General features: G+C 45.4%; 11 protein-coding genes and 2 pseudogenes. 8 read left to right on the top strand and 5 right to left on the bottom strand.

Features of this window, described 5'->3' with window-relative positions; translation table 11 throughout:
* From QUA24_RS22900 to QUA24_RS22885, 4 genes and pseudogenes are all read left to right on the top strand, one after another.
* A partial coding sequence (locus QUA24_RS22900) for an ISAs1 family transposase (RefSeq protein ID WP_333232312.1) occupies positions 1-938 on the top strand: 938 nt, incomplete at its 5' end.
* A gap of 162 nt (positions 939-1,100) precedes the next feature.
* Positions 1,101-1,544 (top strand): annotated as a pseudogene (locus QUA24_RS22895) (histidine kinase dimerization/phospho-acceptor domain-containing protein).
* Positions 1,545-1,553: 9 nt separating this feature from the next.
* Positions 1,554-1,970 carry an ATP-binding protein gene (locus QUA24_RS22890; protein WP_333232310.1) on the top strand — a complete coding sequence of 139 codons (417 nt, stop codon included), beginning with the start codon at positions 1,554-1,556 and terminating at the stop codon, positions 1,968-1,970.
* Entirely contained in the window at positions 1,967-2,647 is a 681-nt protein-coding gene (locus tag QUA24_RS22885; RefSeq protein ID WP_333232308.1) for a response regulator transcription factor, read from the top strand. The genes QUA24_RS22890 and QUA24_RS22885 overlap by 4 nt, the downstream gene beginning before the upstream one ends.
* 93 nt (positions 2,648-2,740) lie before the next feature.
* Here the strand turns inward: QUA24_RS22885 and QUA24_RS22880 are convergent, their stop codons facing one another.
* Complete coding sequence (locus tag QUA24_RS22880; RefSeq protein WP_333232306.1) at positions 2,741-3,160, bottom strand: DUF6335 family protein; 420 nt, start codon at positions 3,158-3,160, stop codon at positions 2,741-2,743.
* 238 nt (positions 3,161-3,398) lie between these two features.
* The gene (locus QUA24_RS22875) at positions 3,399-3,605 is read right to left on the bottom strand and encodes a hypothetical protein (protein ID WP_333232304.1); all 207 of its coding nucleotides are present in this window, start codon (positions 3,603-3,605) and stop codon (positions 3,399-3,401) included.
* A gap of 165 nt (positions 3,606-3,770) precedes the next feature.
* On the opposite strand from QUA24_RS22875, the gene QUA24_RS22870 reads away from it, so the two are divergent.
* Positions 3,771-4,181, top strand: coding sequence for a peptide chain release factor 1 (locus QUA24_RS22870; RefSeq protein ID WP_333232302.1), 411 nt, complete (start codon positions 3,771-3,773; stop codon positions 4,179-4,181).
* 197 nt (positions 4,182-4,378) lie between these two features.
* Positions 4,379-4,907 (top strand): annotated as a pseudogene (locus QUA24_RS22865) (transposase); the annotation flags it as partial.
* Between the two features lie 232 nt (positions 4,908-5,139).
* On the opposite strand, the gene QUA24_RS22860 reads toward QUA24_RS22865, so the two are convergent.
* The 3 genes from QUA24_RS22860 to infC form a co-directional block, all read right to left on the bottom strand.
* On the bottom strand, positions 5,140-5,616 hold the full coding sequence (locus QUA24_RS22860; protein WP_190660410.1) for a Crp/Fnr family transcriptional regulator: 477 nt from the start codon (positions 5,614-5,616) through the stop codon (positions 5,140-5,142).
* A gap of 163 nt (positions 5,617-5,779) precedes the next feature.
* Positions 5,780-8,824 carry a HEAT repeat domain-containing protein gene (locus tag QUA24_RS22855; protein ID WP_333232300.1) on the bottom strand — a complete coding sequence of 1,015 codons (3,045 nt, stop codon included), beginning with the start codon at positions 8,822-8,824 and terminating at the stop codon, positions 5,780-5,782.
* A 107-nt stretch (positions 8,825-8,931) separates the two neighbouring features.
* Positions 8,932-9,468, bottom strand: a complete 537-nt coding sequence (infC, locus tag QUA24_RS22850; RefSeq protein WP_006635262.1) for a translation initiation factor IF-3 — start codon at positions 9,466-9,468, stop codon at positions 8,932-8,934.
* A 417-nt stretch (positions 9,469-9,885) separates the two neighbouring features.
* Between infC and QUA24_RS22845 the strand changes: the two genes are divergently transcribed.
* Positions 9,886-10,908, top strand: coding sequence for an alpha/beta fold hydrolase (locus QUA24_RS22845; RefSeq protein ID WP_333232298.1), 1,023 nt, complete (start codon positions 9,886-9,888; stop codon positions 10,906-10,908).
* Between the two features lie 637 nt (positions 10,909-11,545).
* Positions 11,546-12,052, top strand: coding sequence for a hypothetical protein (locus QUA24_RS22840; protein WP_333232296.1), 507 nt, complete (start codon positions 11,546-11,548; stop codon positions 12,050-12,052).
* The last annotated feature ends 215 nt before the right edge of the window (positions 12,053-12,267 follow it).

Below are 12,267 nucleotides of genomic sequence, written 5' to 3'. Positions count from 1 at the left end.
AGTTCCTTGACCCAGAAGCATTAAATCGATGCTTTGGACGATGGGTAGAAACTCTCGTCACTAAGACAGGAGGAGAAATTATTCCCATTGATGGTAAGACAATTAGAGGTTCTTATGACCGCAATCAAGGCAAATCGGCACTTCATGTTATTACTGCTTGGTCTTCTGAACAACGTCTTGTTTGGGCGCCGATGAAAGTGGATGATAAATCGAATGAGATTACTGCTATTCCGGCATTATTAGAGTTGCTAGACATCACTGATTCTATCATTACTATTGATGCTATGGGGACTCAAACTGAAATTGCTCAAAAGATTATTGAAAAAAAAGGAAATTATGTCCTGACACTTAAAGCTAATCATCCCACTCTCCATCATCAGGTTAAAGAATGGTTTGAGAGAGCTTCTGCACAGCAATTTTCCGGGATTGATTTCAGTTATGAGCAACGGATTGAGTCCGGTCATCATCGGCGAGAAATCCGCCAAGTTTGGTCGGTGCCAATTACGGTCATTGGTGAGCTTTACCAACCGCGATTATGGGCGGGATTAAAAAGTGTGGTCATGGTTGTTCGAGTGCGTCATCTTTGGAACAAAACTACTCGGGAAGTGCAATTCTATCTAACTTCTTTAGATAGTGATGCCCAACTTTTGGGTCGAGCCATCCGAAAACATTGGGGGATTGAAAATCAGGCTCATTGGACTTTAGATTGTACCTTTGCAGAAGATGCTTGCCGGATTCGCTCTTTCCACAGTCCCCGGAATTTGGCTGTCCTGCGACGTATTGCGCTGAATGCCCTCAACTGCGAACCTACTTACAAACGTAGTCTTCGACAAAAAATGAAACGGGCAGCTATGGATAATGATTATCTGATTCAAATTATCAGTTCTTGTTTTCTTGACCCGATCTTAGATTCTTCGGATTCCTTTTGTCAAGCATGATTGAGACGCTCTTACCCTGTGATCTGTACCAGAACTCTGAGGATTAAAAATGAGTCGCTGGGTACGGTATATTTCTCTCAAGATATCACTGATGAGCAACGTCAATTAAATGATGGGATTCGCAGTCTAATTTTTGTCAGTATTGTGGTAATCTTAGTGTTAATGTTGGCGATCGCCAGTCGCATTCGTCAAGCTCTCCATCCTTTGGAACATATGAGTCAGGTAGCTAGCACTTTGTCTGCTGATAATTTGCAGGCGGCAAAACTCCAACTGCATCAGACTCCTGATGAGATTTTAGGACTAGCGCAAACCTTTAATGAGATGTTGTTTCGCTTATCTGGTTCTTGGGAGCAGCAACGCCAATGTGTCGGTAATGTTTCCCACGAATTACGCACTCCTCTGACGGTTGTAGTTGGTTATTTACAAAGTTTGCTGTGACGAAGCACTAACTTAAGTGACTATCAGCAACAAGCACTGGAAACAGCCGTTGGGGAAACTGAACGCACGATTCGGATGTTGGAAGATTTGCTCGATTTGGCACGGGCTGATAGTGGCAACTTGCACTTTCGTTTGAATCCGGTGATACTGAATACTCTGGTGGCTTAGGTAGCCCAGATGAGTCAAAAAGTTAGCAATCGGAAAATCATTTTCGTGTCAAATGATGAGGATGTTGTAACCTGTGCGGATCAGGATCGTTTACAACAAGTGTTAATTAACTTAGTCGATAATGCAATCAAGTATTCTGCTCCCGAACAACCAGTTCAGTTAGTCTTAGAAAAGAGGGAACAGCAGGTAATGATTCATGTCGGCGATCGCGGAATTGGTATTTCTCTCCCCCATCAAAACCGGATTTTTGAACAATTTTACCGGGTGGATGAGTCAATGACGCGCTTTAGAGACGGTACAGGGTTGGGATTGGCGATCGCCAAAAGCCTGATCGAAGGCATGGAAGGACGTATTACGCTCCGCTCTAAACCGGGAGAAGGTAGTATTTTTACTATCACCTTACCTGTCTGGAATCCGCAGCTATGAGCGATCGCATTCTCCTTGTTGAAGATGACCCTAAACTGGCAAAATTCATCGAATCTGAACTTACTCTGGAAAGATATCACGTCACTGTCGCCCCAAATGGATTGGATGGATTAACGATCGCTCGTGATGCTCAACCGCATTTATTAATTTTAGATTGGATGCTTCCCGGCATCTCTGGATTAGACATCTGTTTAAGGTTGCGATCGACTGGTGTTCAAGTACCAATAATTATGTTGACAGCAAAAGATGAAGTACCCGATCGCGTGACTGGATTAAATGCTGGGGCCGATGATTATGTTACTAAGCCTTTCAGTATGGAAGAACTCCTCGCGAGAGTTAAAGCACGTCTGCACCGAACTCAAGCAAATGACCCGGATAATTTACAATTTGAAGACCTAGTATTGAACGGTTTAACCCATGAAGTTTGTCGAGGTAATCAACTAATTGAACTCACTGCCAAAGAGTTTAATTTGTTAGAATTTATGCTGCAAAATCCCCGTCAAGTCATTACCAACGACCGGATTTTAGCAAAATTTTGGGGTTGCGATTTTATAAGCGAGTCAAAAATTATTGAAGTGTATATTCGTGCGTTACGGATTAAGTTAGAAGCAAGTAACTCCAAACGCCTGCTGCATACGGTTAGGGGATTTGGATACGTGTTGCGAGAGCAAAGGTGAGGAGGGGCGGATTTACAAATACTTGGGATATGAAGTATGGATACTGGTGAACCCGCTCCTATTATACTACCTATTTTTTTGTACAAAATAAGCCTAGAAATCCGGTCGTTCCTGATAATCTTCCGCAGAACTCGGGTCTAATTCCCAGCGACTTTCATCTCGACGTTCAAGCATATTTGTTGTGTGCAAAATAGCGCCATCTGGCAATTCTATGCCCGCAGCGGCTCCGAGTTCGTCAACCATATCCAGGTCTGGAGTAGGCGCGGTTCCGCCCACAGATTGCTCGCCAGTGGCACTTTCTTGTTCCGCAGCCTGATCGCCATCCTCGCCGCCGATTTGGGAAGTGGAAGAGTATTCCGAACTGCTGTCCTGCAGATTTGTTATGTCATCATCGCTCAATTCCGGTTGAGCGATGACACCGATACCGTAAGATTCGGTAATTTCTTGAGGCAATTCGCCCAAATTATCACCATCTATTGTTGTTTTTGCCTTGCGTTCCTTTTGCTGTGCCACGAGACTTGCTCCTGTTTGTTTTTGAACTCAATTAAATTAAAAATGTCCGAATTTCACTTGAGCTGAATTATTTTTATTTATTGCAAATGGGTGTCATTAACTGGCATCATAATTGCTATTTAAGCTCAAAGCTTCTATCCCAGGAAATATATGGATTACGATCGGCTATTTCATTGGGAATACAAAAAGCGATCGCCCTTTTGCAACGGGCGATCGCTTTTTAATGTGGATGTTAATTCTATTCGGGAAAATCAGGAATTATCCATTTGGGGGGTTCCGTCCGTTTCCTTCTCACCGCTTCCTCTGCTATTTCTAGCATTTTATCCAGAGAAGCATTTTCAATAAAGTTGGACGTTGCTTCTGCGTATTCCCGCTTCGGGCACTTGTCGCCCAGAACGCAGCCATTGACGCAAGCTACAGCACAATCGACAGTGTTCTCCACCATAACTTTTTTCCTTTCACGGTTCCAACAACTAATAGGCAGGTACTCTGGGTGAATTTGTCAAGAGACTGCTCTATATCTTTATTTTACTTCACAAATTGTCATCAAAGGTCGATCACCAGGGCAAAACTGTTATAAAATCAAAGCAACCTACCTAATCTGCCGATCGTGAGTAATTTTCTGCGGCGCTTAAAACTTTTACCTTGGCAAGAAATGCTGCAAATTGCCGCCCTCGTCAACTGCATCGTGGTTGGATTGGAGTTATTTTTAGCCTGGGGTTTCACGCAATCGCGGCCAATCCGCAACGTCGTGACGCTTCTTTACGGCCCATCCCTCGGGACATTGATACCTTTCGTTGCTGCACTGGGAATGGGAGCTTTAGCAGTGTACTTTTTAGAGTATTGGCAACAACAATTTTTGCTCAACCGAGTTAGTTTGTGGGTTTTAGTTTTCTGCGTGCTCTTGGGTTTGGTGTTAAAGTCATTCCTACCCATCCCTCCTTTATTAGCAAGTTTATCGGAAGCTGCACTAATCGGAGTTACTGTGGGAGTTTTTTGGAAGGGCCGGTCTTATTGGTGATAGTCATGCCATTTGAGATTTGAGATTTGAGATTGGCTATGACTGATAAAGATTCGGGTTTGGTGCTTGTCTATAGTTACATTTTTTTTGATGAGAATATTATTATACCTGTTGCGAAAGTCTCAGGCGATATCTAATTTAGTCTTTAAAGAAAGTTCATAATTATAAATACCAGCGATTAAATTAAATCTTAATTTGAAGGATATGTATTTTTAGACCGGATGAGCTGGGATAATTTTAAGGAATCAGGAGACTTGAAAGCATCAGTAGAAGCTTATTATAGCTTCACAGGATATTATTGGTGAGTCCGTTCATGCAGAGCGGATTTATCGTAAAGCGAGAAAACCGAGCTTGGTCTAAAGAAAAAGGAATTAGAATCAGTTAACCACCTCTAGAAAGACCTCCAGCCAATGTGAGTAAAGAAAAAAAGAAGCAAGCAAAGGAAGAGGAGAGGATTCGTCAAGCAATTGAAGGAAAATTTGGGGCTTGCGTAAACGAAGATTTAACCTGAATCTGGTAATGACACAACTTGAGAATACCTCTATTACAGCTATTGCTATCACTATCACTTTATTAGTAATGAACCTTTCTACCTGGTGGCGCCGGGTTTTTTGTATGTTTGTATGCGGTTCGGGGAAAACAATCCCTGTTTTTGGGCTTAACATAATTTGCGCTTATATTTTACTCAAAATGAGGCAGGAAAAACTCATCTTTAACTCTGGTTGAATAATCAATCACTCCCCATCGCCAAAAAGCGATCAATTATTCAGCAAGTCCTATTTAGTTATGCACAAATTCACCTTGTTATCAAATTAATTTAGATGCGTTTACCCTGGCTATTCGTAAGGTGCCAATAGCGGACACTAGCCAGAGAAATTATGCGCTATTGGCACCTTACAGAATATAAATTGTGCAGAATTACCGATCGACTAAAAACACAATTCTCAATTCCCCAATTTCATCGCATTTCAGGAACTCTCACAGTCTCTGTAGGAGGCATCATGGCTTCTTTAGCATTCAACTTTTGATTCAACTCCCGAATCCGGCGCGACAGCAAGCGAATAATATTCACCGCAATTCCCGGCGTTTCATCAATCGCATCATAAAGCTGCATTTGAGTCAGCATCAAACACTCGGATTGTTCAAGAGTAGAAATAGAAGCCGATCGAGGTTCCGCATCAAACAGCGACATTTCTCCGAAACAAGCCCCTGCTTTCAACTGTGCCAAATCCCGATCGCCTATATGCACGCGCACCGTTCCCGATACCAAAATATAGAGAGACCGCCCTTCTTGTCCTTCCGTAAAAATCCTGTGCTTGGAAGGAAACGAAAGTTCATCCATTACCGATGCTAGACGCACGAGAAAATCATCCCGCAGTTCCTTAAAAATCGGAACCTCCCTCACAAACAATAGGCGTTCGACGCTTGTTAACATAATGAGATGCAATGATTAATTTAAACTTAAACAAAGGAAGAGGAAGAGGCATTGGGCATTGGGCATTGGGCATTGGGCATTGGGCATTGGACATAGTTTCTTTTTATTTCCTCTTCCCTCTTCCTTCTTCCTTCTTCCTTCTTCCCTCTTCCTTCTTCCTTCTTTACCTTTTTCCCCCAGCACCCAACTCTGCCATCATCTCTTCAACTTGAGCGGATACCAAATTATCGGGGTCATTTTGCAGCCTGGGCAACAATTCGACCAAAGCCCGGGGCGAGGCTATTTTCAAATAGGCTAACACTGCTTCGCGGACAAAACCCGTCGGGTGCTGCAGACAGACGAGAGTTTGTTGAGCCGTAAGACTCCAGCGCGCTTCCCTCGCCAAGTGAAAGCAGCAGGCCAATGCCCAATCCGAAAGGAAATGGCGCAATTCTAGCAAGCGGCGCAAACGATCGCTAGGGGCTAGAGGTTTGTAAACCATCAATTCCGAGAGGTTGCTCAATTTTTCTCTTTCCGAGTGTTGGTCTAACAAATTGATGAGCGATCGCTTCCTAGCTATATCCACAGTATTATCGAGAATTTCCAATCCCCTAGCAACCAAAGAAGGTTGGCCAGAAGCGATGTTGAAAGCAGCCGCTTGTACCGTGTCCAGCGGATAAAGAAACTTCATCAGCAAAAAACACCGCTCCCTAGCATCAGCTTCCAACCCCGCCAGAGCCCGCTGCAACAATTGAGCCGTATCGTTCCCCGGTTTCCGAGCGCTGTTAGCCTCTCGCTCTGAGAAATTGCCGTAGCTTGTTACCCCAGACAAATCTACCAGACCTGCATAAATTTGACCGATAAACATTAACTCCTGTTCGATAAGAGTTTCCAAGCCGCTACGGCCGATGCGGTCTAGAACCCCTTCTATCCCAGCTTCCGAAGGCATTTTCAACAGGATGCGGAGGATATTGCGCCTCGTCGTTCCCCAAGCCGTCATCAAATTGCTGACCAAAATGTCGATCGCCTCATTTGTCCCAATTTGACCCAGAGCCGTCCAAGCTTGCAACCTGACCAAATCCGACTTGTGGATATCCTCAGCCAAATACACGAGCAAAGGAATGGCGTCGTTGTGAAGTTTGACTATAGCTTGCAAAGCCGCTTCCCTAGTCGATTTGTAACCAAGTCCGCGCAGCAGCGAAGGATAATATTCTTCCGAATGAGTAGACGAAATCACGTCTAACAGAGCGCAGCGCACTCGCAGAGATTCATCTTGCAACAGATTGGGGATATGCAGCCGCAGTCCTTGCAAATAATCAGCTTCTCCCAGAGCCCGCGTCCCCATAACACGTTCCCGCTCTTGCTTGTGCGTCAGCATTTGGCGAAGCGTGTTAGTAGCCTCTGCCTTTTGCAGGCGATCGCCCCTTCTCATAATTAAAGCAGCCGCCGTCCCCCGCACCACCGGATCGACCGTCGGCTGCAAGTAAGGCCTCAAGCTCTCAATATTCGGTTCAGCTTCCGTCAGCCAGATGTAGCGCAAAGCCAAGGCCAGAACCTCCGGCGGCAAGGATTGCTGCGAGAGTGCGCGGACTGATTCTAAATATGCGGGGTTCGGGTGTTGCAGCATCGTTTCCAAGCTCTGGCGCTGCAAACCTGGGGACAGCGAATCGAGGAGGGGAGCCAGAACTTCTCCGACATTTTTGGGGTCAATTTGCGTCAGGAGTTCTATGCAAGAGCGCTTTTCATCTTCGCCGCCCGGCTTTTGTAGAGTTTCCACCACTGCGCGTTTGAGAGCTTTGAGGTCAACGTCTGTGACTCCCAAGCGCCCCCGCTCCGCACTTTTGACCAACAAACCCACGTATTGAGAGCGGATCAACCATACGACAAACACCCACAACAGTGCCAATATGACGATCACGCCAATAAATATCAAGCTTTGCTGGTCGTGAAATACATTTTCGTCTTGCTGGGGAAGTATCTTGCCTGTCACCCACAGCATAATCAGGATGCCTACTCCTGTAGCTCCGCAGGACAAAGGTTCGCCCACACCGTTGACCAGAGTTTGAATGCCCGATCGAATATTGTCGGGAATCGGTTGAAATAAAACCGGGCTAACGGTTTCCAAAAGCGTGTAGTGCAGCAGTTCGTCTAAAAATCTCAGCAATATCAGCCCGATAAACACAGATACTAGCTGGCCCAGAGATGCTCCTATGGTCAGCACCCCTAGTATAGCGATGCCCGCCGGCAAAATCATCGCCGTCACGAATACACCAATTCTTTCCACCAATCGGCTCGAAGCGAACCACTGAGTCGCCACTTGAAACAGGCCTTGTATGCCTTCATAAATGCCCAGGAAGCTAGCGATCCAGCTAGCTCCGTCCCCCGGGTTTTGGTATTCTAGCTGGCTGTAGAATTGGAAATCTACCAGCACATAGACGACTTCTGCGAGGATGAAGAAACTGACTAGAGGTACGGCGTATTTTTGAAGTGGGCCTGTAACTTTGCGGGCGGTAAATTCTTCTTGGTCGTCGTCTTCGTCGTCATCCGTCCAGTGAGCCGTTTCCGGGAATGCTTGGCTGTATTTTTCCGTGAGGTAGTAGAGCAACACCGAGCCTGTTGCCACCATCAGCCCCGATATGAGGGTAACGTTTTTGAGTCCGACTACGTACAGCAAAACAGGCAGAGAAAATCCGCTGACTACTCCAGCTACTAGATAGCCACTACTGACTAGCGGATAGGTGCGCTTGATTTCTCTAATATTAAACAGTTGGTTGGAAGTAATAGAAGTATTAAGGTCATTGAGGACATAGCAAGCTTCCACCCATAGCCACATCAAAAAAATAGTAATAAAAGCGATGCTAATGCCAGCTATCTTAGTATTTTCGTAGCCTATTCCGAATCGAAACAAAAATAGCGGTACCGACATCATGCCCAGAACCACTACGACGGTGCGCCTCAGCGGCAGGATTTTTTGCAACCACGAATAAACAAATCCCAAGCCCGAACCGATAAAGGCGCTGGCTATGTAGATAAAAGGCATTTTGTCTGCACCGTACTCGTCTAAAAACAGACCTACTGTGCTGAGTTCCAGCCAGATCAGCCCGACGGAGGTTAGAGTGTAGACGAGGAACATCAGTGCGGTTCGCTCTACTTCTTCCGATCGCAGGTTGAGCGATCGTAGCACTCCTTGTCTTACTCCCGCCGAACCGCTGATTTGAAAATTTTCCATGCAGCGTTGATTTCCCTGTGTGGTAGCTTATTCCTGACTAACTTCGGAAGTCATCAGCTATCAGTCACCAGTTTATGACTGATGACTGCTCACTAATGACTATCTATTTATACTTTTTTCGGCGACAGCAGCATCATCATACTGCGTCCTTCTTTTTTCGGCGCTTGCTGCACTTCTGCGATTTCCTGCAAATCTGTGGCCATGCGCTTAAGCAAGTCCTCTGCTAGGTTGCTGTGTTGGATTTCCCGACCTCTGAACATGATCGTGGCTTTTACTTTGTCCCCAGATTTGATAAAGCGGTCTGCTAGTTTGAGGCGCACTTGGTAGTCGTGTTCTTCAATTTTGTAGCGCATCTTCACTTCTTTAACATCGGCAGTGTGCTGCTTCCGCTTTGCTTCTCGCGCTTTCTTTTCCTGCTCAAATTTGTACTTCCCATAGTCCATTACCCGGCATACGGGCGGGTCAGCTTTGTCGCTGACAAGTACGAGATCGAGTTCTTTTTCTTCTGCCAGGCGCAGCGCTTCTGCAGGCGTCAATATCCCTAGTTGCGCGCCGTCGGTATCGATTACCCGGATTTTGGGGTATCGAATATTTTCGTTGATCTGGGGTAGGTTGCGATTTTGTCTTCTTTCAATCACAGGCATGAATGGTTTTACAAGCAGTAGTTTAATAGCGAAGCTTTTTGATAGTTACAGGTTTGATTGGTCAATTTTTCACGATTGACGATCAAACTGTTTTATAAGGTGTTACCCTTACCGGACGTACTACCGCGCCCTGTGTCCCCTGCGCTAAAGCCTTGGGGAATATTTGGACGATCGTAAATGAATTCTTACAATACTTGCTATTCTACTCAGTCTGGCTGAGTTTCTGCCTAGTTTTATTTTAACTTCACACACGATCGCCCGCTCCCTTGCCCGATTGATGACAAAACCGTCAAAAATTCAGGGTAAAAGCTTAAGGATGAGGTAAAGTCGCTTTTTCTAGCCCATCTCGCCCGGTCTGGCAAGTCCCCCAAGTCGCCTGATTTGCCTTGTAGAATAGGTATAAGCAAGTGTAAATTTATGTTGCGAGTTGAGGCAAAATTGACAAATTCTCTGCTGTGGCACCAACGGGTGGGAACTCAACGAGACTGGATGTGGCGGGGTTGGCAAACTCGCTACACTTATTTGCGGCCCGATGGGGTACGAAATCAAGGCGCGGTCGAATCTCAAGATTCTGCAGCCGAACCAATGGCGCCGCGCGCATCGGGAACGCCGATTATTTTACTGCACGGGTTTGGAGCTTCGATCGGTCACTGGCGACAAAATCTCGCCCAACTCGCCGAAAACCAAACGGTTTACGCCTTGGATTTGTTAGGGTTTGGCGCTTCCCAAAAAGCTCCGATCGACTACTCTGTCTCTTTGTGGGTCGATCAAGTTTATGATTTTTGGCTAACTTTTATCAGAGAGCCAGTAATATTGGCAGGAAACTCGATAGGCTCGCTAATTTGTCTGGCCGTAGCTGCAGCTCACCCGGACATGGTGGCCGGCACGGTAATGATTAGCCTCCCGGACCCCTCTGTGCGAGCCGAGGCGGTACCTGGATGGCTGCTTCCGGCGATCGAAGCCGTTGAAAGTTTGTTTGTTTCTCCGATCGTACTCAGGCCTTTGTTTTATTTGGCCCGCAAGCCTTCCTTTGTCCGTCGCTGGATTGGCTTTGCCTACTCCAACCCCGAAGCTGTTACCGACGAATTAGTGGAAATTCTAGCAGGGCCAGCGGGCGATCGGGGAGCCGCCCGCGCCTTCTGCGCTTTATTTAAAGCTGTAGGCAGCTCACAATTTTGCCCCAGTGTCAAGATTGTGATGCGAAATTTAACAATCCCCATGCTGTTAATTTGGGGCAAACAAGACCGGATGATTCCCCCTCGGTTCGCCCGACCCCACCAATTTGTCGAATGCAATCCCAATTATGTAGAGCTAGTAGAATTAGACAATGCCGGCCACTGTCCCCAGGATGAATGCCCGGAACAAGTAAATCAAGCAATTTTGAACTGGATGAGCCGGAATTTTGCACCTATGGGTGAGAGCGAATTGCAGCACTGTTGATTAGACATGGGGCCGTGGATTATTAGGGGAAAAAAATAACTTGCAGGTATCGATCCCGCTTAAAAATAAATTTGCTAGAACTCGATCGCACGGGGGGTATTGTATAGCAGATGTTGAAAGCTCTAGGGGCGAAGCAAAGCGGGTAAAAAGAAGTCCTGCAAGAAGGCGCAATCGACCGCTTAGGTTTCAAAAATTAAGAACGTCCTCACAGTCAGGGCATTTGCTATAGTACAAAACTTCCCTATCTTGAGAGTCAGTCGATTTGATCTTCGAGATTGACTCCCCAGCGGCTATCTACAGGCTTGAGCTAACCTAAACCACTTGTTTGCTGTGGACGACTCCTGCAGGAAAGTAAGTCTCCGTCTTTCTGTGATGTCATGTATCTACTGTTATTGATTGCCATTTTTTTAGAAGGTCAATCGATTTGAGATTTGAGATTTGAGATTTGAGAATTGAAGCATTGACCCCACGGATCAATTCGAGAGCTTCTTTATCGGATACAGGTTTTTTATTTCTGGGTCCTGAGTCTTTGCGTTGGAATGAATCCGGGGGCTTGTATCCTGGATGCTTTCGGTCAGAGATTGACACAATCACCAAGATAGTGTATCTTCTCTAACTGGTAGTACACATCCAAGTTATGCAGTTAGTCGAAAGGCAAGTCATTAAACCAAATCACAGGTTTTACCCAGAAGCCGATCGATTATCTTTGCTGTCCAACAAACTTTACAACTGCAATAACTATTATATCTACGGTCAAAACTTTTTCTCAGGTCAACCAACCAATGCTCTGGGTGTCGATCGTTCACTCAAAAAGAGTCGAAAGTACAAAGCATTGCCGACCCAAGTAACACACAAAACTCTCCCGTTACTGCTGAAAACATGGACTAGCTATCATAGTGTAAAATTGGTGGGCGCGATTAAGATCGCCCCACTAAGTGTCAAGCAGCACCGAAAGCCACTGATTCAAAAAATCCAGAAAAAAAGAGAGCAGGGGCGATATGTAGTTGTATTTAAATGTCAATCTCTTAGCAAAAAAGTAGCAAAAAAGCTTTTTTCAAAAAATATGTCAGTTTGTCAGGGACTAACATTTGGTGACCTTGAAAAGTTACCTCAATCTTGGAAATCCGGATTGTTACCGAGGTAAGTTGTTAAGTTATTGAGGTAGTTTAGGAAAAGTTAGAACAAAACGCAAGTGTAAAGCGGATTATAACCCTTGCCGTAACGACCTTCGCCAACATTAAAGAGCGATGAAACCCCTCCCTGGAAGAACGGTAAAATTCTACGTTCTAACTTGTACCTTCTAGCTTCAAGAAACACCTTGTTTCTTGCTCCTAAAAATAAATACCTTCCCTTGTGCCA

This window comes from Microcoleus sp. Pol12B5 (assembly GCF_036701335.1).
Lineage (GTDB): Bacteria > Cyanobacteriota > Cyanobacteriia > Cyanobacteriales > Microcoleaceae > Microcoleus.
Note: the sequence above shows the minus strand (reverse complement) of the source record. Positions and strands in the feature narration are given on the sequence as shown.

Bases quoted from the DNA above. Each gene is read 5' to 3' on its own strand.
- infC (WP_006635262.1), bottom strand. From the start codon at position 9,468: ATGCCTGTGATTGAAAGAAGACAAAATCGCAACCTACCCCAGATCAAC.
- QUA24_RS22885 (WP_333232308.1), top strand. From the start codon at position 1,967: ATGAGCGATCGCATTCTCCTTGTTGAAGATGACCCTAAACTGGCAAAA.
- QUA24_RS22845 (WP_333232298.1), top strand. From the start codon at position 9,886: ATGTTGCGAGTTGAGGCAAAATTGACAAATTCTCTGCTGTGGCACCAA.
- QUA24_RS22875 (WP_333232304.1), bottom strand. From the start codon at position 3,605: ATGGTGGAGAACACTGTCGATTGTGCTGTAGCTTGCGTCAATGGCTGC.
- QUA24_RS22890 (WP_333232310.1), top strand. From the start codon at position 1,554: ATGAGTCAAAAAGTTAGCAATCGGAAAATCATTTTCGTGTCAAATGAT.
- QUA24_RS22860 (WP_190660410.1), bottom strand. From the start codon at position 5,616: ATGTTAACAAGCGTCGAACGCCTATTGTTTGTGAGGGAGGTTCCGATT.
- QUA24_RS22855 (WP_333232300.1), bottom strand. From the start codon at position 8,824: ATGGAAAATTTTCAAATCAGCGGTTCGGCGGGAGTAAGACAAGGAGTG.
- QUA24_RS22840 (WP_333232296.1), top strand. From the start codon at position 11,546: ATGCAGTTAGTCGAAAGGCAAGTCATTAAACCAAATCACAGGTTTTAC.